Annotated in this window: 24 protein-coding genes and 1 tRNA gene; 15 read left to right on the plus strand and 10 right to left on the minus strand. The window is 69.3% G+C overall.

The features are described from left to right. The first annotated feature begins 222 nt into the window (after positions 1-222). From V5F75_RS12135 to V5F75_RS12145, 3 genes are all read left to right on the plus strand, one after another. Positions 223-681 (plus strand): iron-sulfur cluster assembly scaffold protein, encoded by a 459-nt coding sequence (locus V5F75_RS12135; RefSeq protein ID WP_394037086.1) that lies wholly within the window; start codon positions 223-225, stop codon positions 679-681. Between the two features lie 97 nt (positions 682-778). Beyond that, the gene (gene yidD / locus V5F75_RS12140; RefSeq protein WP_394037159.1) at positions 779-1,063 is read left to right on the plus strand and encodes a membrane protein insertion efficiency factor YidD; all 285 of its coding nucleotides are present in this window, start codon (positions 779-781) and stop codon (positions 1,061-1,063) included. A gap of 88 nt (positions 1,064-1,151) precedes the next feature. Further along, a complete protein-coding gene (locus tag V5F75_RS12145; RefSeq protein ID WP_394037084.1) occupies positions 1,152-2,564 on the plus strand; it encodes a hypothetical protein in 1,413 nt (470 codons plus the stop codon). A gap of 57 nt (positions 2,565-2,621) precedes the next feature. Here V5F75_RS12145 and V5F75_RS12150 read toward each other — a convergent pair whose 3' ends face one another. Together V5F75_RS12150 and V5F75_RS12155 are read right to left on the minus strand one after the other, a co-directional pair. Continuing rightward, the gene (locus V5F75_RS12150) at positions 2,622-4,271 is read right to left on the minus strand and encodes a long-chain-fatty-acid--CoA ligase (protein ID WP_394037082.1); all 1,650 of its coding nucleotides are present in this window, start codon (positions 4,269-4,271) and stop codon (positions 2,622-2,624) included. A gap of 45 nt (positions 4,272-4,316) precedes the next feature. Then, positions 4,317-6,080: an acyl-CoA dehydrogenase family protein gene (locus V5F75_RS12155; RefSeq protein WP_394037080.1), complete on the minus strand. Its 1,764-nt coding sequence runs from the start codon at positions 6,078-6,080 to the stop codon at positions 4,317-4,319. A gap of 366 nt (positions 6,081-6,446) precedes the next feature. Here V5F75_RS12155 and V5F75_RS12160 point away from each other — a divergent pair, with 366 nt between their 5' ends. Next, the gene (locus V5F75_RS12160) at positions 6,447-7,130 is read left to right on the plus strand and encodes a TetR/AcrR family transcriptional regulator (RefSeq protein ID WP_394077481.1); all 684 of its coding nucleotides are present in this window, start codon (positions 6,447-6,449) and stop codon (positions 7,128-7,130) included. Between the two features lie 135 nt (positions 7,131-7,265). Here V5F75_RS12160 and V5F75_RS12165 read toward each other — a convergent pair. Further along, positions 7,266-7,342: transfer RNA gene (locus V5F75_RS12165), tRNA-His, on the minus strand. Positions 7,343-7,563: 221 nt separating this feature from the next. Between V5F75_RS12165 and V5F75_RS12170 the strand changes: the two genes are divergently transcribed. The 3 genes from V5F75_RS12170 (at position 7,564) to V5F75_RS12180 (ending at position 9,551) form a co-directional block, all read left to right on the plus strand. After that, positions 7,564-8,358, plus strand: coding sequence for a thymidylate synthase (locus V5F75_RS12170; RefSeq protein ID WP_394037076.1), 795 nt, complete (start codon positions 7,564-7,566; stop codon positions 8,356-8,358). Positions 8,359-8,377: 19 nt separating this feature from the next. Continuing rightward, a complete protein-coding gene (locus tag V5F75_RS12175) occupies positions 8,378-8,581 on the plus strand; it encodes a hypothetical protein (RefSeq protein ID WP_394037074.1) in 204 nt (67 codons plus the stop codon). A gap of 124 nt (positions 8,582-8,705) precedes the next feature. Further along, on the plus strand, positions 8,706-9,551 hold the full coding sequence (locus V5F75_RS12180) for a protein-methionine-sulfoxide reductase heme-binding subunit MsrQ (RefSeq protein ID WP_394037072.1): 846 nt from the start codon (positions 8,706-8,708) through the stop codon (positions 9,549-9,551). Here V5F75_RS12180 and miaA read toward each other — a convergent pair. Beyond that, positions 9,542-10,486: a tRNA (adenosine(37)-N6)-dimethylallyltransferase MiaA gene (gene miaA, locus V5F75_RS12185; RefSeq protein ID WP_394037070.1), complete on the minus strand. Its 945-nt coding sequence runs from the start codon at positions 10,484-10,486 to the stop codon at positions 9,542-9,544. The genes V5F75_RS12180 and miaA overlap by 10 nt on opposite strands. Here miaA and serB point away from each other — a divergent pair. Then, positions 10,485-11,384, plus strand: a complete 900-nt coding sequence (gene serB / locus V5F75_RS12190) for a phosphoserine phosphatase SerB (RefSeq protein WP_394037068.1) — start codon at positions 10,485-10,487, stop codon at positions 11,382-11,384. The two genes, miaA and serB, sit on opposite strands and share 2 nt — an antisense overlap. Before the next feature lie 58 nt (positions 11,385-11,442). On the opposite strand, the gene V5F75_RS12195 is transcribed toward serB, so the two are convergent. The 6 genes from V5F75_RS12195 to V5F75_RS12220 all read right to left on the minus strand — a co-directional run bounded on the left by V5F75_RS12195 (position 11,443) and on the right by V5F75_RS12220 (position 16,086). Next, entirely contained in the window at positions 11,443-12,915 is a 1,473-nt protein-coding gene (locus V5F75_RS12195) for a DegQ family serine endoprotease (RefSeq protein WP_394037066.1), read from the minus strand. Between the two features lie 217 nt (positions 12,916-13,132). Beyond that, complete coding sequence (locus tag V5F75_RS12200; RefSeq protein WP_394037064.1) at positions 13,133-13,327, minus strand: DUF2065 domain-containing protein; 195 nt, start codon at positions 13,325-13,327, stop codon at positions 13,133-13,135. Between the two features lie 17 nt (positions 13,328-13,344). After that, positions 13,345-14,241, minus strand: coding sequence for a protease modulator HflC (gene hflC, locus V5F75_RS12205; protein ID WP_394037062.1), 897 nt, complete (start codon positions 14,239-14,241; stop codon positions 13,345-13,347). After that, positions 14,238-15,380 (minus strand): FtsH protease activity modulator HflK, encoded by a 1,143-nt coding sequence (gene hflK / locus V5F75_RS12210; RefSeq protein ID WP_394037060.1) that lies wholly within the window; start codon positions 15,378-15,380, stop codon positions 14,238-14,240. The genes hflC and hflK overlap by 4 nt, the downstream gene beginning before the upstream one ends. A 252-nt stretch (positions 15,381-15,632) precedes the next feature. Beyond that, a complete protein-coding gene (locus V5F75_RS12215) occupies positions 15,633-15,911 on the minus strand; it encodes a ribbon-helix-helix domain-containing protein (RefSeq protein WP_394037058.1) in 279 nt (92 codons plus the stop codon). Then, positions 15,892-16,086, minus strand: coding sequence for a DUF4169 family protein (locus V5F75_RS12220; RefSeq protein ID WP_394037157.1), 195 nt, complete (start codon positions 16,084-16,086; stop codon positions 15,892-15,894). Before V5F75_RS12220 ends, V5F75_RS12215 begins: the two co-directional genes overlap by 20 nt. Before the next feature lie 432 nt (positions 16,087-16,518). On the opposite strand from V5F75_RS12220, the gene fumC reads away from it, so the two are divergent. The 7 genes from fumC (at position 16,519) to V5F75_RS12255 (ending at position 23,551) form a co-directional block, all read left to right on the plus strand. After that, the gene (fumC, locus tag V5F75_RS12225; RefSeq protein WP_394037056.1) at positions 16,519-17,907 is read left to right on the plus strand and encodes a class II fumarate hydratase; all 1,389 of its coding nucleotides are present in this window, start codon (positions 16,519-16,521) and stop codon (positions 17,905-17,907) included. 213 nt (positions 17,908-18,120) lie between these two features. Beyond that, the gene (locus V5F75_RS12230) at positions 18,121-18,702 is read left to right on the plus strand and encodes a ParB-like protein (RefSeq protein ID WP_509212069.1); all 582 of its coding nucleotides are present in this window, start codon (positions 18,121-18,123) and stop codon (positions 18,700-18,702) included. A 111-nt stretch (positions 18,703-18,813) separates the two neighbouring features. Then, entirely contained in the window at positions 18,814-19,428 is a 615-nt protein-coding gene (locus V5F75_RS12235) for a LemA family protein (protein WP_394037052.1), read from the plus strand. Between the two features lie 46 nt (positions 19,429-19,474). Then, positions 19,475-20,254: a TPM domain-containing protein gene (locus V5F75_RS12240; protein ID WP_394037155.1), complete on the plus strand. Its 780-nt coding sequence runs from the start codon at positions 19,475-19,477 to the stop codon at positions 20,252-20,254. Positions 20,255-20,360: 106 nt separating this feature from the next. Beyond that, on the plus strand, positions 20,361-21,188 hold the full coding sequence (locus tag V5F75_RS12245) for a TPM domain-containing protein (RefSeq protein ID WP_394037050.1): 828 nt from the start codon (positions 20,361-20,363) through the stop codon (positions 21,186-21,188). Between the two features lie 120 nt (positions 21,189-21,308). Then, a complete protein-coding gene (locus V5F75_RS12250; RefSeq protein ID WP_394037048.1) occupies positions 21,309-22,358 on the plus strand; it encodes a helix-turn-helix transcriptional regulator in 1,050 nt (349 codons plus the stop codon). Between the two features lie 209 nt (positions 22,359-22,567). Continuing rightward, entirely contained in the window at positions 22,568-23,551 is a 984-nt protein-coding gene (locus tag V5F75_RS12255) for a malate dehydrogenase (protein WP_394037046.1), read from the plus strand. The last annotated feature ends 181 nt before the right edge of the window (positions 23,552-23,732 follow it).

The following is a 23,732-nucleotide window of genomic DNA, read 5'->3' on the forward strand; positions in this document are numbered from 1 at the left end:
CATGCCGTCCGTACCCTTCCAGCCTGGAGCGCTTCCAGGCGAAGCTCCATCATGGGGCGGCGCGCGCTTTGGCGCAAGCTGCGCGGCACGCATGGAGCGGGGGGCCTTACCGGCGTCCGACACAGCGCTATATAGGGATCAGCCGCGGTTCTTTCGCCGGCACGGCGCCGACGCGGGCATCACGTTTGGTTCAAGGCCGGCAGGGCCGGCGGGTTCGGGCCCATGATCAACGACATCTACAACGCGCGCATCCTGACACTGGCGGCCGAGATTCCCCGGCTCGGGCGCCTCGCCGCGCCGCAGGCCACCGCAAAGGCCCATTCGCGCCTGTGCGGTTCCACCGTGGTGGTGGACTTGGCCATGGACGGCGACACGGTGACCGATTTCGCCCACGAGGTGCGCGCCTGCGCCCTGGGGCAGGCCTCTTCCTCCCTTATGGCTCGCCACGTCATCGGCGCGAAGGCGGCGGACCTGCGCGCGCTGCGCCAGACGGTGCTGAAGATGCTGAAGGAGAACGGCCCGCCGCCGGAGGGCGCCTTCGATGAGTTCAAGGTGCTGGAGCCTATCCGTGACTATAAGGCGCGCCACGCCTCCACCATGCTCACCTTCGACGCCGTGGTGGACTGCATCGACCAGATCGAGCGGGCACGGGCCGGCGGGGCGGGCCGTGCGGCCGAGTGAGCCCCGCGGGGGAGGGGGCGCCCTCGACGATCTGCCGTGGACGGCGCCGAAGCGCCGGGGGCGGGGCTTTCTCGGTCTGATCGGCCGCGTGCCGCGCATGGTGCTGCGCGCGCCGATCCTGCTTTATCGCTACACCCTGTCCTCCTTCATGGGCCGGCAGTGCCGCTACCTGCCCACCTGCTCCGAATATGCCGACGAGGCCATCTCCCGCCACGGCGCGTGGCCCGGCCTGTTCATGGCCACGGCCCGGCTGTGCCGCTGCCATCCCTGGGGCGGACACGGCTACGATCCGGTGCCGGGGGAACTGCCGTCGGAAGGCCGCTGGTATCTGCCGTGGCGCTACGGGCGCTGGCGCTGCGAGGCGCCGCCGCAGGGGGAATGAGCGCCGGGGCGGCTTGCCCGGCGCGGGGCGCGCTGCCTATGCTCGGTGCGGTTTCGGGGTATGGAGCGCGTGAGCCGGAGGTGATGGCGTGACGATCTCGGTGGTCAGCGGTGGGCCGGTTTCCGATGCGGCCTCGGTGGCGGCGCGTCTCGCCCTCGGCACCATGGATCTGCTGGGGCCGGCGGCGGCGGGCGCCCCGCTCATGGCGCGGGTGCGGCTGCCGCTCGAGCCGTTCAGGGCCGGCGGCGGCGTGCAGCAGGTCTCCGGCCTCTGGTTCGGCACCGCGCGCAGTGACGGGCCGGTGGAGAGCTTCCGTCTCGCCTCCGTGGATGGCGCGCTGGTCCTCACCGGCCAGGTGGGTGCCGACCTGCGGCTCGATGCGCCAACGCTCGCCTACGGCAAGGTGGTGGATATCACCTCCGGCCAGATGTCGGTGCTGCCGGGGGGCGTGGTGGCGCTGGGCATGGTGGGGAAGATGTCCGTGCCGCAGCCCTCGGGGCAGGAATTCCACGTGCATTGGGATTCCTGGTACGAGAAGCCGGACCTCGCCTATCCCGAAGGCTTCCACCTCACCAATCTGCCGCCCTACGTCTCCACCGTCACGCTCTGCTTCGCGCGGCCGCAGGTGACCTATGAGGGGCTGGACGACAATGTCTTTGCCACCACCGGCCTCCAGTTCCAGGGCACCGGCCACCAGCTGAAGACCGCGCTCGACCTGCTGCGCATGCGCCGGCCGGGCATCCGCGTCGCGCTCGCGGTGCAGCAGGGCGGGCCGCTCGGCTTCGAGCCCTATGACCGTGACGGGTGGGCCGGCATGAACGGCACCCACTTCCGCGCCCTCGCCCTGTTCATGGACCAGATGGGCATTCGCGACGTCGACGTGGACTACGAGTGCGTGGCCTCCTCCATGGACGGGGACAAGCACTGCCTCGTGAAGGCTGGCGGCGACGTGTGGTGCTACACGGACGGCGAGCTGGTGCGCGTCATCAAGGCATTCCGCGACAAGTTCCCGCGGCCGAAATATCGCCTCGCCATCGATGCCTACAATACGGGCGCCTATTTCGGCCCGTTCGCGAAGCAGATTCCGGTGGGCTGGAACCACGGCTACGTGGCGGCCCTGGCGCGGGACCCGAAGGCGCGGGCCGCCATCGACGCCATCAACATCATGTCATTCGACGAAAAGCCGGGATACGATCCGGTGCGCGCGCTGGAAGCCTATCAATACCACTTCCCGGAAGCGCAGGTATTCCTGGGCCTGCGGTCCGGCCCGCCGTGGCACGGGGACGTGAAGCGCTCGTTGACCGACGTGATCGATTTCGCCAACGCCGCCATCCGCCTGAAGGCCGGGGGGCTGTGGCTCTATTCGCTGCTGTGGGACATGGGCGAGCCGCACGGGCCCTATGGCTCTGACAATCCGGACGCGAACATGATGGCCCGCGTGGTGGCAGAGCGCTTCCACCTGCCGGGCGCGGACGAGCCCCTGGTGCGCACCGGGGCCTGAGGCCCCGCCCCGCCCGACCCCGAGGGGCCGCGCGGGACGGGGAGCCGGCTCCGCAGCTCAGCTTGTGAAAACGTCCGGACCGCCGCCGCCGATATGCTCCAGGATGATCTGGCGCACGGCTTTCTTGGAGAGCTTGCCGGTGGCGGTGTGGGGCAGCTCCGGCACGATCACCACGTCGTCCGGGATGCTCCACTTGGAGATCTTGCCTTCGTAGTGGGCGCGCATCTCGGCGCGCGAGAAGCTCGCGCCCGGCTTCAGCACCGCCACCAGCACCGGGCGCTCGCCCCAGCGCGCATCGGGCTTCGCCACGATGGCGGCTTCCTGGATGGCCGGGTGCGCCTGGGCGATGTTCTCCAGCTCGATGGAGGAGATCCACTCGCCGCCGGATTTCACGACATCCTTGGTGCGGTCCACGATCTGAATGAAGCCGTCGGCGTCCTGGGTCACCACGTCGCCGGTGTTGAACCAGCCGGGCGCCTCCTCGTGGGCGGGGCTGTGCTCGGTGTTGAAGTAGGAGGCGGCGACCCACGGCCCGCGCACCAGCATGGCGCCGAAGCTCTTTCCGTCGCGCGGCACCTGCTTGCCGTCGGCGCCGGCCACGCGGAACTCCATGCCGAACAGGGGGCGGCCCTGCTTGCATTCCAGGGCGAGGCGCGCCTCGGGGTCGAGCGCCTCGTGCTTGGGCTTGAGGGCGGCGGCAAGGCCCACCGGGCTCGTTTCCGTCATGCCCCAGGCGTGGCGCACCTTCACGCCCATGTTGTGGAAGCGGCTGATCATGATGGGCGGGGTCGCCGAGCCGCCGATCACCACCCGCTTGAGGGCCGAGAAGCGGCGTCCGTGGGTGTCCATCCAGTCGAGCAGGCCGAGCCACACGGTGGGCACGCCGGCGGTGAAGGTGACGCCCTCGCCCTCGAACAGGGTGTAGAGGCTGGCGCCGTCGAGGTGGGCGCCGGGCAGCACCAGCTTCGCGCCCACCATGGCGCCCACGAAGGGCAGGCCCCAGGCGTTCACATGGAACATGGGCACGATGGGGGCGATGACATCGGCGCTGGAGAAGCCGAACGCGTCGGGCATGGAAACCGCCATGGCGTGCAGCACGCAGGAGCGGTGGCTGTAGAGCACGCCCTTGGGGTCGCCCGTGGTGCCGGAGGTGTAACACAGGCTGGAGGCGGTGTTCTCGTCGAGCGCCGGCCACTCGAAGGTGTCCGGTTCGCCGGCGATGAGGGTTTCGTAGCACAGCAGGCCGGGCAGGGCCTCGGACCTCGGCATATGGGCCTCGTCCGTCATGGCCACGATGGCCTTGAGGCCCTTCAGTTCGCCGGCCAGCTCCTCGACGATGGGCAGGAAGGTGAGATCGAAGAACAGCACGCTGTCGGCGGCGTGGTGGATGATGTAGGCGATCTGCTCGCGGAACAGGCGCGGGTTGATGGTGTGGCACACGAGTCCGGAGCCGGAGACCCCGAAATAGAGCTCCATGTGGCGGTAGCCGTTCCACGCCAGGGTGCCCACCCGGTCGCCGTCCTTGAGGCCGAGCCGTGCCAGCGCATTGGCGAGCTTGCGCGTGCGCTGTGCCAGCTCGCCGTAGGTGTAGCGGTGGAGGCCGCCCTCCACGGCCGCGGACACCACCTCGCCGTCGGCGTGGTAGGCCTCCGCGTGCCGTAGGATGGATGAGAGCAGCAGCGGGACATCCATCATCGTTCCGAGCATCGTTTCCTCCGTTTGAAAGTTGTCGTTCCGGACGTTGGCGTTTGTTCAGAAGGCGTCGGCGGGAAGCGCCATGAGCGAGGGCGCGCCGTGGGCGAGCGCGGCGTCGAGGCCGAGCGTCTCGGGCAGCATGCGCTCAACGAAGAAACGCGCCAGCGCTGCCTTGCGCAGGACGGTGGGCGTCGCCGTCTCGCCGAGGCCGGCGGCGGCCGTCGCCATGCGCACCCACATCCAGCCGAACGAGACGAGGGCGAACATGCGCAGGTAATCGGTCGCCGCCGCGCCGGCCTCGATGGCGCCGCCGTTCTCCGCGAGTCGGGCGGTGGCGCCCCGCAGGCGCTCCAGCGCGTCGGAAACCGGCTTCACCAGCGCCGCGCCGGCCACGGGCAGGGCGGCGTCGAGGTCGGCCTCCACCAGGGCGAAGAAGCGCGCGGGCAGGGCGCCGCCATCGAGGGTGAGCTTGCGGCCCACGAGGTCCATGGCCTGCACGCCGTTGGTGCCCTCGTAGATCTGCGCGATGCGGGCGTCGCGCACGAACTGCTCCATGCCCCATTCGCGGATGTAGCCGTGCCCGCCGAGCACCTGCTGGGAGGCCACCGCCGTTTCGAAGCCGAAATCGGTGAAGGCGGCCTTCACCACCGGGGTCAGCAGCGCCACCATGCCGTCCGCCTCGTGCCGCGCCGCGGCATCCGGGTGGTGGGCGGCGATGTCCATCTGGAGCGCGGTCCACACCGCGAGCGCGCGCGCCGCCTCGATGAAGGCGCGGCCCTTCAGCAGCATCTTGCGCACGTCGGGGTGGGAGATGATGGCGACCGGGCCCGGCGTGCCGTCCGCGCCGTGGCCCTGCAGGCGCTCGCGCGCATAGGCGACGGCCTTCTGGTTCGCCGCCTCCGCGACGCCGAGGCCCTGGATGCCGACGAACAGGCGCTCCGCGTTCATCATCGTGAACATGGCGTTGAGCCCGCGGCCGGCCTCGCCCACCAGCCAGCCGGTGGCTCCGTCGTAATTCATGACGCAGGTGGGCTGGGCGTGGATGCCCATCTTATGTTCCAGCGCGCCCACCGACATGGCATTGCGCCGGCCCAGGCTGCCGTCCGCCTCCACCAGCACCTTCGGGCACAGGAACAGGCTGATGCCCTTCACGCCCTTCGGCGCGTCCGGCAGGCGGGCGAGCACCAGGTGGATGACGTTGCCGCCGAAGTCCTGATCACCGGAGGAGATGAAGATCTTGGTGCCGGAAATGGCGTAGGTGCCGTCGCCGTTCGGCACGGCGCGGGTGGTGAGCAGGCCGAGATCGGTGCCCGCCCCGGCCTCCGTCAGCGCCATGGCGCCGGTCCACTCGCCGGAGATCATCTTGGGCAGGTAGGTGGCCTTCAGCTCCGCGCCGGCATGGTGGCCGATGGCCTCCACCGCCCCGCGCGTGAGGCCGGGGAACAGGCCGAACGAGAGATTCGCGGAGGAGAGCATCTCGTCGAGCAGGATCTGAAGCACGCGGGGCAGGCCCTGGCCGCCGTATTCGGGATCACCCGAAAGCGCGCACCAGCCAGCCTCCGCGAAGGCGCGGTAGGCCTCGGCCACACCCTTGGGCGTGGTCACGCGCCCGTCCTCGAGCGTGCAGCCGGTCTCGTCGCCGGGGCGGTTGAGCGGCTCCAGCACGCCGGCGCAGAACTTTCCGCCCTCTTCCAGCACGCTCACGGCAAGCTCGGTGTTCACCTCCGGATAGGCGGGCAGGGCTGCCATGGCGCCATCGAAGCCGAAGACGCGATCGAGCAGGAAGGCGATGTCGTCGACGGGCGGAACATAGGCGGCCATGGGTGAGTCCTTGGAGTTCGGGGCCGGCGCGCGGACGCGGCCGGGCAGCGGGGAATGGGAAGCTCTGCGGGGGCGCGGCGGGCGCGGCTCCTGCGGAATGCCGGAGCTGCCGGGCACGGCGCTCTCGCCCGCCCATCCGCCTGCTCCTTCGGCCCCGCCAGAGGTTTCGCCACGTCCGGTGATCTCCGCTCTGTTGTGTGCTGTACCAAACGATTGTTACACTCCGCAAGAGGCGCTTCCGCATTGGCGTCGCTTCCAGGGCGCGCGGGTGTTTGCGCGGGCGGCGCAGCGCGGTAAGTGAGGGATGGCAGGGCGCTATGGGTGCGGCCCTGCGTGGCGAGGGCGGAGCGGCGCGGGCGAAAGGCCATGCGCCGCGGCACGAGGTGGCAGGTGAAGGACAGCACGCGAGCGGACAGCACTGAGGAACGGGCCGGCAGCACGGCGACCGGCGTTCGCGGCGACCTGTTCGCGGGGGAGATCAGCGAGCGCTACCGCGCCATCCTGGAGGCGGCCGCGAGCCTGTTCGCGGAGCGCGGCTATGCCGCGACCTCGGTGCGCGACATCGGCGAGCGGGTGGGCCTGCTCGGCGGCTCGCTCTACCACTACATCAAGTCCAAGGAGCTGCTGTTCATCAAGATCCACGACACCGCGCTGCAGGTGTCGGAGGACCGCATCCGCGCCGCCATCGAGCGAGAGAGCGACCCTTGGGCGCGGCTGGAGGCGGCGTGCGTGACCATGCTGGGCATCCAGCTCGATCCCCAGTCCATCACCATGCCGTTGATGAACGACTTTCTGGCCGTGCCCCGCCACGTGCAGGAGAGCCTCATCGCCAAGCGCGACGCCTTCGAGCGGATCTTCCTGGATCTGGTGGACGATTTGCCGCTGGAGCCGGGCATCGATCGCGGCGTCTACCGGCTGCTGCTGCTCACGCTGCTGAACAATGTGGGGCTGTGGTACCGGCCCGGCCGCCTCTCGCCCGAGGAGATCGGGCGGCAGATCGTGCGCATCTTCCGCCACCCCGCTGCGGCGGGCGAGGCGAAGGAGGGGTGAGTCGCACCGGCGTCGGGCCGATCCGTCGGATGTAGGGGGCGCCGCGCCCGCGCGTGGGTTTCCGCCCCCGTGCCACGGGAACATCGCGCGGCTGAAGCGCGTCCTTATCGAAGCTGTGATGCGGAGAGGATGCAGTGGTACAGGTGGGTGGGCTCGAACCACCGACCTCCGGTTCCACAGACCGGCGCTCTAACCAACTGAGCTACACCTGCACACGCTCCAGCGCGGGGCGCCGGAGAGAGCGCGGAACCTACGCAAGCTCCCCGCAGATTGCAAGAGGCAAGGTCGAAGCGGGGCGCGTCTTGCACAGGCTCGTTGCGTCCGCGGCTCGCTGGTCCGGCGCTCCCTGTGGGCCGCGCCCGGGGCGGCCATGGCGATTGCGGGGCATTGGTGTAAAGCTCGGGTCCGGGCCGCCGTCCGGTGGAGGAGGACCATGCAGCAGTATCTCGACCTTCTGAACCGCATTCTGAGCGAGGGCGCCCGCAAGGACGACCGCACCGGAACCGGCACGCTGAGCGTGTTCGGCCACCAGATGCGCTTCCGCCTCGACGAGGGCTTTCCCCTGGTCACCACCAAGAAGCTGCACTTGAAGTCCATCATCCACGAGCTCCTGTGGTTCCTGGCGGGTGACACCAACATCCGCTACCTGAAGGAGAACGGGGTCTCCATCTGGGACGAGTGGGCGGATGCGAGCGGGAGCCTCGGCCCCGTCTACGGCCACCAGTGGCGCTCCTGGCCCACGCCGGAAGGCGGCACCATCGACCAGATCGCCCAGGTGGTCGCCGAGATTCGCCGCAATCCCGATTCGCGGCGCCTCATCGTCACCGCCTGGAACCCGGCCGATGTGCCGAAGATGGCGCTGCCGCCCTGCCACTGCCTGTTCCAGTTCGCGGTGGCGGAGGGGCGCCTCTCCTGCCAGCTCTACCAGCGCTCGGCCGACGTGTTCCTGGGCGTGCCCTTCAACATCGCTTCCTATGCGCTGCTCACCCACATGGTGGCGCAGGTCACCGGCCTTCGGGCGGGGGACTTCATCCACACCCTGGGCGATGCCCACCTCTATGCCAACCATTTCGAGCAGGCGCGCGAGCAGCTCTCGCGCAGCCCGCGCGCCCTGCCGCGCCTGGAGCTGAACCCGCAGGTGCACGACCTTTTCGCCTTCCGCTACGAGGACGTGGGCATCACCGGCTACGATCCGCACCCCGCCATCAAGGCGCCGGTGGCCGTGTGAGGCGCGGGCCGGAGGGCAGATGCCGCCTTCATGGTGGAGACGGTGGGGCGGCGGAGCGCGCCGCGAGACACTTCTGCGCCCTCTGAAGCAGGCTGGACCTGTAGGCTTTCCCCTCCTCGCCATCGGGCTGCTGCCGGCCATCTGCATCGTCGGGCTCGGCGCGGCCCTGCTGCTCACCGAGGCGCGCGAGCGGGAGCCGGCTCCGGGGGCTGTCGCGGCCTGAGGGCGCGGCTGTTCACGCCCGCGCGCGCTCACGCCATCGTGCGCCCTCGGGCGATGCCGCCGGGGCGCGGGAAGGCGTATGCGAAGGGTGGCTCCACAGGGGCGCCGCAGCGCGAAGGCCGTTCATGCCGCTCTTTCACGAACGCTCCGGCGCATTCAGCCGGGAGAAGACCTTCTTCCTTCTGCTCTCGGTGCTGCCAGCCTTCTGGCTGGCATGGCTCGCGGCCTCCGGCGGGCTTGGCCCGCGGCCCTGGACCGAGGCGATCCACTTCACCGGCCTGTGGGCCATCCGTTTCCTGGTGCTCACCCTCGCGGTGACGCCGCTGCGCCGGCTCCTGGCGGCGCCGAAGCTGTTCTTCGGACGGCGCATCCTGGGCCTCGCGGCGCTGGCCTATGCGCTGGCGCACCTCACATTGTTCTTCATCGATCAGGGCGCGGCGCGGGCCGTGTCGGAAATAGCGCTCCGGATTTATCTCACCATCGGTGCCGTGGCCGTGGCGCTGCTGATCGCGCTGGGTGCCACCTCCACCGATGGGGCGCTGCGCCGGCTCGGGGCGCAGCGCTGGAACCTGCTGCACCGGGCGGTTTATGTGATCGCCGTGCTCGCGGCGCTGCATTTCTTCATCCAGTCCAAGCTCGACGTGACCGAGCCCGTGCTCGTGACCGGCGCCCTGGTGCTCCTGTTCCTCTACCGCATCGCCTTCAAGGCGCGGGGGGAGGTGACGCCCGCCGCCTTCGCCCTGCTCGCGCTCGCGGCGGCGGTGGTCACCGGGCTCCTGGAAATGGCCTGGTACGGCCTCGCCACGCGGGTCGATCCCTGGCTGGTGGGGGAGGCGAACTTCTCGTTCGACCTTGGCCCGCGCCCGGTGTGGTGGGTGCTGGCCGGGGGGCTCGCGGTGGCGCTGCTCGCGGCCCTGCGCCAGCGCGCGGCGCCGCGCCGGTCGGGCCGTCCCATCCGTTCTCACGCCTGAGGGGGCAGGGCGCCGAGCAGTAGGTCGAGCGCCTGTTCCGGCCGGGCATGGGCCCAGCCGGCCATCTGGTGGCGGAAGAAGGTGCGCTGGCGCTTGGCGTAGCGGCGGGTATCGCCCTGGCCCTCGGCGATGGCGTCGGCGAGGCTCATCTCGCCGGCCAGATGGTGGGTGAGGGCGGGCGCGCCATGGGCCTTCAACGCCGTCCGGGCCGGATCGAGCCGGCGGGCAGCCAAGCGGGCGACTTCCTCCAGCGCGCCGGCGTCCAGCATGGCGAGGAAGCGGGCGTCGATGCGCTCGCGGAGCAGCTCGGGCTCCACCTCCAGCACCATCCGCACGCATGATTCGGCGGCGAGGAACGGCGGCTGGACCTCGCTCTGCCATGCGGAAAGGGGCCGCCCGGTGGCCGCCTCGACCTCCAGCGCGCGCAGGATGCGCTGGCGATCGTTGGCGCCGATGCGCGCGGCGGCGGTCGGGTCCACCTCGGCGAGCCGAGCGTGGAGCGTGTCGTTCGACGCGCGTTCGGCTTCGTCTCGGATCTCGGCGCGGATGTGCTCGGGAATCGCGGGCAGGTCCACAAGCCCTTGCGTCAGCGCGCGAAAATAGAGGCCGGTGCCGCCCACGAGGATCGGCAGGCGGCCATCCGCCCAGGCGCCGCGCAGGGCGGCCTTGGCGTCGGCCAGCCAGTGGCCGACGGAATATTCGCTGTCCGCGTCCACATGGCCATAAAGAAGATGAGGTGCCCGCCTAACGTCCGCGTCGCTCGGCCGCGCCGTGAGCACCGCAAGATCGCCATAGACCTGCATGGAATCTGCATTGAGCACGACACCACCCGTGCGCTCGGCGAGCGCGAGGGCGAGAGCCGACTTGCCGCTGGCGGTGGGACCTGCGATGAGCACCGCCGTCCCCTTCTCCTGTCCTGTCTCCGGTTCTTCCATGGCCTATGTTGCAACGCTGATTTCGAATCCATCCGCCCCGGCCGTGACGCGCGAGGCACTCCACGATGCGCGCGCCGTCCTGCCCCATGCCCAGGAGCCGGTGATCCTCGACCCGGAGGTCGCGGCCGACATCCATTTCGCGCCTGCGCTCGGCGCCGATGCGCGCGCCATCGCCGGCCGGGTGCGCGACGCCCTCGGTGGCGCGCCCATCGACGTGGTGGTGCAGCTTGAGGCCGGCCGGCGCAAGCGTTTGTTCCTCGCCGACATGGATTCAACCATGATCCGCCAGGAATGTATCGATGAACTGGCGGACGTGGTGGGCGTGAAGGCCCATGTCTCCGCCATTACCGAGCGCGCCATGCGCGGCGAGATCGAGTTCGAGCCCGCCCTGCGCGAACGCGTCGCCCTGCTGCGCGGCCTTTCCGCCTCGGTGGTGGACGAGGTGCTGCGTGATCGCATCCGCCTCACGGCCGGCGGCCGGGAGCTGGTGGGCACCATGCGGGCGAACGGCGCCTACACGGCCCTCGTGTCCGGCGGCTTCACCCTCTTCACCTCCGCCATCGCCGACATGATCGGCTTCGACGAGCACCGCGCCAACACCCTGCTGGTGGATGGCGGCGCGTTCGTGGGCGCGGTGGCGGAGCCCATCCTCGGCCGCGATGCCAAGTTCGCGGCCCTCGTGGAGCTGCGCGACCGCTTCCACCTCGCGCCCTCCGAGACCCTGGCCGTGGGCGACGGTGCCAATGACCTCGCTATGCTGGCGGAAGCGGGCCTGGGCATCGCCTTCCACGCCAAGCCGCAGGTGGCGGCCGCTGCCCATGCCCGTATCGACCATGGCGACCTCACCGCGCTGCTCTACATGCAGGGCTACATGCGCGAGGAGTTCCATCCGGCCTGATCCGCGCTGTCGGCGGCACCGCGCGGAGCGCGGATGCCGCCGAAGCCGAGGGCGGGGCTCAGTCGAGCGGGATGGTCACGAACTCCTGCTGGCCCTGGCCATCGGAGACCAGCAGCAAGGCGGATTTCTTCTTCGTCTTGCGCAGGGCCTCGATCTGCTTCTGGACATCGGCCGGGCTCGCCACCGGCTCCTGGCCGATCTGCACGATAATCTGCCCCGGCTTCAGTCCCTTGTCGGCAGCCTCGGTACCGTCCTCCACCGCGGTGATGACGGCGCCCTTGATCTCGGTCTTGATGTTGTAGCGCTTGCGCAGTTCCTCGCTCATGGGGGAGAGCTCAAGGCCCAGGGTACGCTTGGGCGCGGCCTTCTGGTCCGCGCCGGCCTTGGCCTCGGCCTTGTCGTCCTCCGGCATGCGGGCGACCTTGAGGCGCAGGGACTCTTCCTTGCCCTTGCGGATCACCACCACGTCCACCTCGCGCTCAGCCATGGTGTCCGCCACCGAGCGGGTGAGGTCGCGCACCGTCTTGACGTCGCGTCCGTCGAACCGGACGATCACGTCGCCCGGCTTGAGGCCGGCCTTCGCCGCCGGGCCGCCCTCGTTCACCACCCCCACCAGGGCGCCGCGCGGCTTGCCGATGCCGAGGTTTTCCGCGAGATCGTCGGTCACCGCCTGGATGCGCACGCCGATCCAGCCGCGCCGGACCTCCTTGAACTGCTCAAGCTGCGCGATGACCGGCTGCGCGGTGGCGGAAGGCACGGCGAAGCCGATGCCGATGGAGCCGCCCGAGGGGGAGATGATGGCGGTGTTGATGCCCACCACCTCGCCTTCCATATTGAACAGCGGGCCGCCGGAATTGCCGCGGTTGATGGCCGCGTCGGTCTGGATGAAGTTGTCGTAGGGGCCGGAATTGATGTCGCGGTTGCGGGCGGAGACCACGCCCACGGTCAGCGTGCCGCCCAGGCCGAAGGGATTGCCGATGGCCATCACCCAGTCGCCCACCCGCAGCTTTTCCGAATTGCCGAACTTCACGGCGACGAGCGGCTTCTCGGGCTTCACCTTCAGGAGGGCGAGGTCGGTCTTGGTGTCGCGGCCGATCAGCTCCGCCTTCAGCTTGGTGCCGTCGTTGAAGTTGGCATAGATCTCGTCGGCGTCGGAGATCACGTGATTGTTGGTCACGATCAGCCCCGAGGGGTCGATCACGAAGCCCGAGCCGAGGGAGGAGACCCGTCGCGAGCGGCTCTCACCGCCATCCTCCTGCCGGTGCTTGAAGAACTCGTCGAAGAAGTCCTCGAACGGGGAGCCGGGGGGCAACTGCGGGGTGGGCACGCTGCGCGAGGCCGCGACCGTCTGCGAGGTGGAGATGTTCACCACCGCGTCCATGACGCGCTCGGCCACGTCCGCCACGGTGTCGGGGCCCTTGCCCGGCGCGGCCGCCAGCGGGCCACCCGCGAGGAGCGGGGCTGCCAGGGACAGGGCCAGGGCGGCAACCGCCAGCGGCCGGCGGCGAAGGATGCGTCGGAACAGGGACATCGGTCTCCTCGGAGCTGCGGCGACCTGCGGAGGCTGCGCCGGGCGCGGCCGGCGCGCAAGGCCAAATGCGCGTACCCCGTTCACATCGCCCCGAGAGGCCCGCGCGCCTGGGGAAGCGCCGCCTATGGGAGTGGGCGGGCACGGCCGCCGGATGCCGGCGTTCCCGCCGGCATCATCGCCAAAGCCGCGAACCGCGCGGCACAGGCTGCGCCGGGCATCAGCGGGGCCCGGACCGGACCAGGAAGACCACCAGCACCCCGAGGGCGCCGACGGCGAGCCCGGCGATGCGCATGGGGCCTTCCGGAGCCTCCATCACGGCGCGCATGGCGCGCCGCCAGGCCGCGGGGAAAGCCGCGAGGCACAGGCCCTCGATGGCGAGCAGAAGCCCGAGGGCGGCAAGAAGGTCGGTCATGCCGCCCGGAGCCTGCTTCAGTGCGCGCCCGGCTTCGGCGCGGCCCCGCCGAACGGATCACGGAAGTAGCGGAAGAAGCTCGAATCCGGGCTCACCACCAGCCGGGTGTCGGCCGACTTCATGCTGGCCTCGTAAGCCTGCATGGTGCGGTAGAAGGTGAAGAAGTCCGGATCGCGGCCGAAGGCGTCGGCGAAGATGCGGTTGCGTTCGGCGTCGCCCTCGCCGCGCAGCTGCTCGCCCTTGGAGTTCGCCTCGGCCAGGACGATGGCGGCCTCGCGGTCGGCGCGGGCGCGCAGGCGCTGGGCGGCTTCGTTACCCTGGGCGCGGATCTCGGCGGCTTCGCGCTGGCGCTCGGTCTGCATCCGCTGGAACACGGCCTGGCTGTTGGCCTCCGGCAGGTCCGCGCGGCGGATGCGCACATCCACCACGGTGATGCCGAAGCTCGCCGCCTCGCGGTTCACCTGCTCGCCGATCTGGCGCATCAGGTTCTCGCGCTGGTCACGCACCACGGCGATGAAGGTGTTCTCGCCCAGCACGCGGCGCAGGGCCGAGTTGAGCACCGTGGCGAGGCGGGAGTTGGCCGCCTCCACCGTGCCGACCGCCTGATAGAAGCGCAGCGGATTGGTGATGCGGTAGCGCGCGAAGGCGTCCACCACGATGCGCTTCTGGTCCGCGGCGATCACTTCCTGGGAGGGGTTCTCCAGGTCGAGGATGCGGTTGTCGATATAGACAACGCTGTCGATGAAGGGCGCCTTCCAGTGCAAGCCGGGGATGGTGACCGGCTCCAGCGGCTCGCCGAGGCGCAGCACCAGGGCCTGCTGGGTCTGGTTGACGATGAAGGCGGACGAATAGACCACCACCAGGGCGATCACCGCGAGGACGGCGAGCACGCCACCGAAAACGTGATTCTTCATCGGGTGGCTCCCTGCGTCTGGGCGGTAGGCGCCGTGGAACGGCGCAGGAGGTCGTTGAGCGGCAGGACCGGCACGACGCCGCCCTGGCCGCCGGAACCAGAGGTGGAAGCCGCGCCGGGATCCACCAGCACCTTGTCCACACCGCCGAGCACGCGTTCCATGGTCTCGAGATACATGCGCTCGCGCGTCACGTCCTTCGCCTTCAGGTATTCGTCATAGACCTTGAGGAAGCGGGCCGCTTGGCCGCGCGCCTCCACCACGGTGCGTTCGCGATACGCCTGGGCGGCGTTGTCGATGCGGGAGGCTTCGCCTCGGGCCTCGGGCAGCACGCGGTTGGCGTAGGTCTGCGCCTCGTTCTGGGCGCGCTCGGCGTCGGCGCGAGCGGCCTGGACGTCGCGGAAGGCGTCGATGACCTGGGCCGGCGGGTCCACTTTCTGGAGCTGCACCTGGGTCACGCGCACGCCGGCCTTGTACTGGTCGAGGGTGTGCTGCATCAGCTCCTGCACGCCGGTCTCGATGTTCTGGCGGGCGCCGGTGAGGATGGGCTGGATGTCCGTGCGACCGATCACCTCGCGCATGGCGCTTTCGGCCACGGCCTTGATGGTGCCCTCGGGGTTCTGCACGTTGAACAGGAACTGCTCGGCGTTGTTGATCACCCAGAACACGGAAAAGTCCACGTCCACGATGTTCTCGTCGCCGGTGAGCATCAGGCTCTCTTCCGGCACGTCGCGGGCCATGCTGGCGCGGCGGCCGTCCTCGGCGACGCGAATGCCGATGTCGATGCGATTGACGCGCGTCACCTTGGGGGTGATCACGGTCTCGATGGGGTAGGGCCAGTGATAATTGAGGCCCGGCTGGGTGAGGCCGACGAACTTGCCGAAGCGCAGCACCACGCCCTGCTCGTCCGGCTCCACGCGGTAGAAGCCGGAAAGCAGCCAGCCGCCCACGATCAGCGCGACGATGAGGATGATGCCCTTGAAGCCGAATGCATCGGGCATCATGGTCCGCAGCCGGTCTTGGCTGCGCCGGATGAGGTCTTCGATGTCAGGAGGCGTGGGTCCCGAGGATTGCGGCCCCGAGCTCCAGGGGCCGCGCGGCCCGTTTCCCCATGGGCCGCCACTCTGATTCTTCCACGACATCCGTCGTCTCCCGTCGGCGGTGCCGCGCTACGGCGCCCGCGTCACAGCGTGTCTCGTCCGAGCACCGCGCGGAGCGCGCGGCTCCACCCGTTCCCAGCGCCGCGCGGCCGTCAGGCCGCCCGGCGGGGCATGAACCCGCAGGGTCGGGAATGGAGCACCATTCCCCCGAGGGGTGCGGTTATAGAAAACCGTAAGCCGCGTTTCAACGCGACGAACCGTTCGCCATGGAAGCAGATAAGGTTCCGAGGGGCATTACGCAACGGGAGGGCTGGTGACGACCGCCCGCTCGCTGCCGCCCACCGCCCGCGTGCTTTGCGCGGCGCCACGGTAGTGATCGAGCACGAACAGGCGGATCGCCGAGGACAGATTGCCCTGGCTCCGCGCGGAATCGATGGTGGCGACGAGGTCGGACAATGTGAGCCGACGGCTCGTGGCGATTTCCTTCAGCGCTTCCCAGAACGCGTCCTCGAGGCTCACGCTGGTCTTGTGGCCGGCGATGACGATGGACCTCTTAACCACGGGGCTCTTCATGTTCTTCCCTCTCGGTCAGCGCATGGCCTTCATGGTGCTGGCGCTGGCGTTCGAGCTCGCGCGCGACGTTTTCACGCTCCGCCTTGGTCCGCCCGAATCGGATGCGGTTCCCCTCGGCCTGCGCTTCCGCGATGCGGCGAGCCTTTGCCTTGCGCTCACGATGAAGATTCACCACGTCGCCCAACTCTCACCCTCTCCCGAGCGGCGGGTTCCCCCAAAACTCACCGCCATTATGGACACATCATGCACGACGCCCTGCGCCGGAGCATAAGGTGTTCACAGAGAGCAGATTACCTCTGCGACAGTGGTGAAGATATGGCGAAACGCCAATACCGCGGCCCCCACCGGCTACCATCCTGGAATAAATTTAACCGTCCCTACGGAACACTTACGAGTTTCGACCCGAAGGCCGCCGCCCATGCGTGGGCCGGATGGATGGCTCCCCGTCGCTCCGCGACCGTGCTATGAGCCCGCCCGCCGCGCGATTTCAGGGGCTCCCGCGTTCCACGGGCGGGCACGGACGCCGCGGACCTTGAGTTGAGGCGTTTTCCACCTGCGAACCGATGTCGACTTCGCCCGAAAACGCTCTAGGAGAGAGGGTATACGCATGAACACGCGTACCGAGACCGATACCTTCGGTCCGATCGAGGTTCCTTCCGACCGCTACTGGGGCGCCCAGGCGCAGCGCTCTCTGGGTAATTTCAAGATCGGCTGGGAAAAGCAGCCGCTGCCGGTGGTCCGCGCGCTCGGCATCATCAAGCGCGCCGCCGCCGAGGTGAATCGCGACCTGGGCCGGCTCGATCCCAAGCTCGCCGAGGCGATCACCGCCGCCGCCCAGGAGGTGATGGACGGCAAGCTCGACGAGCACTTCCCGCTGGTGGTGTGGCAGACCGGCTCGGGCACCCAGTCCAACATGAACGCCAACGAGGTCATCTCGAACCGGGCCATCGAGATGCTCGGCGGGGAGAAGGGCTCCAAGAAGCCCGTGCACCCCAATGACCACGTCAACATGAGCCAGTCGTCCAACGACACCTTCCCGACCGCCATGCACGTGGCGTGCGCGGAGGAGATCGCCCACCGCCTGCTGCCGGCGCTGAACAAGCTGCACGGCGCCCTCGCGGAGAAGTCCGCGCAGTGGGAGCACATCATCAAGATCGGCCGCACCCACACCCAGGATGCGACCCCGCTGACCCTGGGCCAGGAGTTCTCCGGCTACGCCCAGCAGGTGGCCAATGGCATCAAGCGCATCGAGATGACGCTGCCGGGCCTCATGCAGCTCGCCCAGGGCGGCACCGCTGTGGGCACCGGCCTCAACGCGCCGGTGGGCTTCGCGGAGAAGGTGGCGGCCAAGATCGCCGAGCTCACCGGCCTTGCCTTCACCTCGGCGCCCAACAAGTTCGAGGCGCTGGCGGCGCATGACGCCATGGTGTTCTCGCACGGCGCCATCAACACGGTGGCGGCCTCCCTCTTCAAGATCGCCAACGACATCCGCCTGCTGGGCTCGGGCCCGCGCTCGGGCCTCGGCGAGCTGGCGCTGCCGGAGAACGAGCCCGGCTCCTCCATCATGCCCGGCAAGGTGAACCCCACCCAGTGCGAGGCCATGACGCAGGTCTGCGCGCAGATCTTCGGCAACCACGCCACCCTCACCTTCGCCGACAGCCAGGGCCACTTCGAGCTCAATGTCTACAACCCGGTGATGGCCTACAACTTCCTCCAGTCGGTCCGGCTCATGTCGGACGCGGCGGTGAGCTTCACCGACCACTGCGTGGTGGGCATCGAGCCGCGCGAGGACAACATCAAGGCGGGTCTCGAGCGCTCGCTGATGCTGGTGACCGCCCTCGCGCCGAAGATCGGCTACGACAACGCCGCCAAGATCGCCAAGACCGCGCACAAGAAGGGCACCACCCTGCGCGACGAGGCGGTGGGCGGCGGCTATGTGACGAACGAGGAGTTCGACGCCATCGTCCGCCCCGAGAAGATGATCTCGCCGGCCTGACGCGGCTTGCTATGGAACGCAAGGAAACGGCGCCCGAAAGGGCGCCGTTTCTGTTTTGGGACCGAGGCGGGAGGGCCTCGCATCGCTGTCGCGGGGATGTGAGATGACCCTCCCCATGCCTGCGGCGCGGCGTTATCGTGCCTGCGCGCGCAAACGGTGGCGCGACGACGGGAGCAGGGGGCACGGATGGGGCAGCTTCGGGAAGGCGACGAAGTGAGGATCGACGCGCTGCATCCCACGCAGCTCACGCTCGGCATGAGCGAGGTGAAGCGCCGCGCCAAGGCCATGGATGCCCTCTCGAAGGGCGATCTGAAGGCGCTGGTGGCGTCCAAGCCCATTCCGCACGTGGCCGGTCCCGGCGGGCGCCTCTACATGGTGGACCATCACCACCTGTGCCGCGCGCTCCAGCGCATCGACGAGAACAAGGTGCTGCTGGGCCCGCGGGTGGCGGACCTCTCCGACCTCGAGCTTCACACCTTCTGGCTGCGGATGGAGCGCGAGAACCTGTGCTGGCCCATCGACATGGACGGCAACCGGCGGCCTTGCGTGAAGATCCCCGCCAACGTGAAGGACCTCACCGACAATCCCTGGCGCACCCTGGCGCGCGGCGTGCGCGGCCGGGCCTATGCCAATGAGGACACGCCGTTCCAGGAGTTCATGTGGGGTAATTACTATCGCTCCTACATGTCCATCCGCCTGCTGGAAACCGATATCGACCTCGCGGAGGATCTGGCGATCAAGGTCTCCCATCTGGACGAGGCACAGGATCTGCCGGGCTACCTTGGGCCGGCCTGAGGCGAGCGGCGGGGGAATGGATGTCAATCTGGTGCGTTTCGGATTCTGGACCCATGGTCACGGCGCCCGCCGCGCGGTAGGAGCGTTCCTCGACGGGCAAGGGAGGGGAAGATGGCTGGTTCGTTCGCGGCGCGGCTCTCGGGGCTGAGGGCGCCCTTGTTCGCGGTGATGGTTTCGCTGATGCTGGCTGGCTGCGGGGTCAATGCCATCCCCAGCTCGGAGGAGCAGGCCAAGGCCACATGGAGCGAGGTGCTGAACCAGTATCAGCGCCGTTCCGATCTCATTCCCAATCTGGTGGAGACCGTGAAGGGCTACGCCACCCAGGAGCGCGACGTGCTCACCTCCGTGGTGGAGGCGCGCGCCAAGGCCACCGCCATCAACGTGGACGCCTCCACCATCACCGATCCTGAGAAGTTCAAGCAGTTCCAGGCCGCCCAGGCGGAGCTGGGGCGCGCGCTCGGCCGGCTGATCGCGGTGTCGGAGGCGTATCCGGACCTGAAATCCAGCCAGAACTTCCTCGCCCTCCAGTCGCAGATCGAGGGCACGGAGAACCGCATCGCCGTGGCGCGGCGGGACTACATCCGCGCCGTTCAGGCCTACAATACCGAGCTGAAGACCTTCCCCGGCGTGCTGTGGGCGTCCACCCTCTACCGCTCCTACAAGCCCATGGAGACGTTCACGATTTCCGAGGAGCAGCGGCAGCCGCCGAAGGTGAAGTTCAACTGAGGGACCCCGCGTGAGCATCGCCGCCCGGCAAGCTCGCAGACCGGATATTTCCCGTGCCGCGGCGGCCGCCGCGCGGCGCGGGCTGGCGCTGCTGCTTGGCTTTCTCCTGGTGCTGGCCGCGGGCGCCACGGCACGGGCCTACACTTTTCCCGAGCTCACGGGCCGGGTGGTGGATGCCGCCGGCGTGCTCGACCCCGCCGCCCGCGCGGCGCTGGAGGCGAAGCTCGCGGCGCAGGAGCAGAAGACCTCCGACCAGGTGGTGGTGGCTACCGTCCCCTCCCTGGAAGGCGGCGCGGTGGAAGACTACGCCAACGCTCTCTTCCGCGCCTGGCGCCTCGGGCAGGCGGACAAGAACAACGGCGTGCTCCTGCTGGTGGCGCCCAAGGAGCATGAGGTTCGTATCGAGGTGGGCTACGGCCTCGAAGGCATCCTCACCGATGCGGTCTCGGGCACCATCATCCGCAACGCCATTGTGCCGGCCTTCAAGGCGGGCGACATGGCGGACGGCATCGCCAGGGGTACCGACGCGATCATCGAGGTGCTCAACCTCGATCCCGAGGAAGCGCGCGCCCGCGCCCGCGCCGCCGAGGAGGAGATGACGCTTGAGGATTGGCTGGGCCTCCTGGTGGTGGCGCTGGTGGTCGCGGTGTGGCTCTATATTCTCTGGCGCGGCATTTCCGGCTCCGGCGGCGGTGGTTCTTCCGGGCGGCGGCGTTCCCGTGGGTCCTCGTCGTCCTTCGACTGGGGCGGCGGCCCCGGCGGATCGAGCGGCTGGTCGGGCGGGGGCGGCTCCTCGGGCGGCGGAGGGGCTTCCGGCCGGTGGTAACCAAAAGCATCGTCCTTTGCCCGCGATGCAATCGACGCTGGTGTTCGCGCACCAGTTCTGACATGAGTGGAGCGTTCGACCATGAGTGCAGGGGCCGGAGACCGTCATGGTGGTTGATCGCCGACATGGCATTACGCGCGGCGGGCGCGCCGAGGCGGCCGCCCCTTCCACGCTGGGGCGCATCAGGCGGCCCCAGCCGCCCACCAAGCCCGCGTTGCTGACGACGCAGGACCCCCCGCCCGAGCCGGCGGCAGATCGCAAGGCGGACATGAGCTATGTCGCCGCCACTACGCCAGCAGCCACCCCGGCGGCCATCGAGGTCGGCCTCTCTCCCGAGGACATCCGTGAGGTGAGCGAGGCTATCGCCGCCGCCGAGCTGCAGACCTCGGCCGAGATCCGCGTGGTGGTCTCGCGCGCGTCGCTGGTGCAGCATCCATTCTTCTCCGTGATGTGGTCGTCGCTGATCGCGCTCGCGCTGCCGTGGGCCGTGGTGGCGCTCTGGCCGGTTTCGGCGCTGACCGTGCTGCAGATTCAGGCCATCGTCTTCCTCGTGGTGGCGGGCATCCTGATGATGCCGCAGATGATCGAGCGGGCGGTGCCGCGCCTCGCGCTGAAGGCGGCGGCGCGCTCGGCCGCCATCGAGGCCTTCCTCGCCCACGGCGTGGCGCAGACCGGTGGGCGTACCGGCATCCTCATCTTCGTCGCCGCCCGCGAGCGGCTGGTGGAGGTGGTGGCCGACGACGCCGTGCATACCCCGCTCGGGCCCGTGGCCTGGGCGGAGATCCGCGATTCCATCTCCCGCCAGACCCGCCAGGGCACGCTGGCGGAGGGGCTTGTGGCAGGCGTGCGCAAGGCGGGGGAGCTCCTGGGCGGCCCCATGCCCCAGCGGCCCGGCGATGTGAACGAGCTCTCGGACCGCGTCGTCATCCTCTGAGGGTGCATCCAGGGACTTCCCGGACTACCGCTCCGGGCTGCCGCTTCCTATCCTTGTCGCGCGGATGTCCGGCGCGGGGAGGGGAAGGTGTCGTCGCGCGATGAGGAGCGGAGTGGGGAAATGACGCGCCTGGCTGTGCCGGCCGGCGCCGAGCGCCTCGCGCCGCTGCGTTTCAGCACGGAGAATATCCCAGGCCGTGACCAGTTCGAGGCGTGGCGCTGCTTCGTCGGCGCCACAGCGGAAGTAACGCAGGTGCGGCCGGAACGCGTGGGCTTCCCCACGCGCATGGATGTCTGGGACCTGGGCAGCATGGCGTTCGTGCGGGCCACCCTTCCCGGTCCCGGATTTCGCCGGCGCTACCGCAACCTGCGCCGCGACCCCCTCGACCATTGGTGCCTGCTACTGACGGGCTGTCCCGGGACCGGCGCCGAGGAGCCCTTCGCTCCCGGCTCCCGCCACCTGCGGATGCGCCATCTTGGCCGCAGCTTCGACCAGGACAGCGATGATTCGAGCATGCTGCTGGTCTACATCTGCCGAGACCTTTTCACCCGCGAGGCGGGCGCGCTGGATGCCATTCCCGGCCATGTCCCGGATACGGCCTTTTCCGGCATCGTGTCGGACTATCTGGTGGCGCTGTCGCGGCACATGGGCGGGCTCTCGCGGGATGACCTTCCCGGCCTCGTCGGCAGCACCCGCGCGCTGCTCGCCGCCTGGGCGGGCGCCGATGGCGACGCCCGTGAGGCGGCGGGAGGCGCCATCGACCTCACGCTGCGTGAGCGGGTGCGGGCCCATGTGGCCGGGCAGCTGATGTCGCCCGGGCTCACGCCCGAAAGCATCTGCCGTGCGGTGGGCGTCTCGCGCTCGCGCCTCTACCGGCTGTTCGAGGACATCGGCGGCGTCGCGGCCTATATTCGCAGCCAGAGGCTTCGCGCGGCCATGGGGCGGCTGCGTGATCCGCTGGCGCGCGGGGCGGTCTCCGTCATCGCCGCGGATTACGGTTTTCCGGATCCGTCGAGCTTCGCGCGCGCGTTCCGGCGCGAGTTCGGCATGAGTCCCTCGGATGCGCGCGAGGCGGCGCTGGCCGGGCAGGTTCTGGAGCCGCGCACACCCACGCCCGGCCTGGATGGGGCCGCGGACCTGGGCGGCCTGCTGCGCGCGCTGCGGCTCTGAGCCGGCGGTACCTTGGCGCTTCGCCTCCCGGTCCGGCGGAAGCCGGGGAGGAGCGCCAGACCCGCCTGCCACGGCAGCGGCCATGCTAGACGAAGGAAGCGGGGGCAGGGGTGCACCTTGGTGTGCATTCATCTTTGCATTCGCCGCCCGGCGGAATAGATTGCGCGCCCGAGCCTTCGGGGCTCACTCAAGGCAAAGGGCATTTTCCCATGACCAAACCCGCCGTTCGCGTCGCCGTCACGGGCGCCGCCGGTCAGATTTGTTATTCGCTTCTGTTCCGCATCGCCAATGGCGATCTGTACGGCAAGGACCAGCCGGTCATTCTGCAGCTTCTCGACCTGCCGCAGGCCCAGGGCGCGGTGGGCGGCGTGGTGATGGAACTCGAGGATTGCGCGTTCCCGAACCTCGCCGACGTCGTCATCACCTCCGACCCCAAGGTGGCCTTCAAGGACATCGATGCCGCCATCCTCGTGGGCGCCCGCCCGCGCTCGAAGGGCATGGAGCGCGCCGATCTGCTCCAGGCCAACGCCGAGATCTTCAAGGTGCAGGGCGCTGCCCTGAACGAGGTCGCCAAGCGCGACGTGAAGGTGCTGGTGGTGGGCAACCCGGCCAACACCAACGCCTACATCACCGCCAAGAGCGCTCCGGACCTGCCGGCCCGCAATATCACCGCCATGCTGCGGCTGGACCACAACCGCGCCCTCTCGCAGTTCGCGAAGAAGGCCGGCGTGCTGAGCCAGGACATCGAGAAGCTGGCCGTGTGGGGCAACCACTCCCCCACCATGTATGCCGACTATCGCTTCGCCACCGTGAAGGGCAAGCCGCTGCCGGAGCTCGTCGGTGACGAGGCTTGGTACCGCGATACCCTGATTCCCACCGTCGGCAAGCGCGGCGCGGCCATCATCGAGGCTCGTGGCCTGTCGTCGGCCGCTTCCGCGGCCAACGCCGCCATCGACCACATGCATGACTGGATCCACGGCACCAACGGTGGCTGGGTCTCCATGGGCGTCGCGTCCGACGGCTCCTACGGCGTGCCGGAGGGCATCGTGTTCGGCGTGCCGGCGGTCTGCGCCAATGGCGATTACGAAGTCGTGAAGGGCCTGCCCATGGACGACTTCTCCAAGAGCAAGTTCGACGTCACCCTCAAGGAGCTGCTGGAAGAGCGCGACGGCGTCGCCTCCCTTCTCGGCTGATTCCTTAAGATTCGGTGAGCATGGGGCGCGGCGCCAGGGTGCCGCGCCCTTTGCTTTGGGGCTGTCATAAAACCCATCGCCCTGGGGTGCTAGACCTTCGCCGGGCGATGAAAAACCGCTTCGCGACCCCTTTTTCCGTCGCGCAAGCGTTGAAACTCTTGACGCAGAGCGACTCTGCGGC

The organism is Xanthobacter albus (genome assembly GCF_043194895.2).
Lineage (GTDB): Bacteria > Pseudomonadota > Alphaproteobacteria > Rhizobiales > Xanthobacteraceae > Xanthobacter.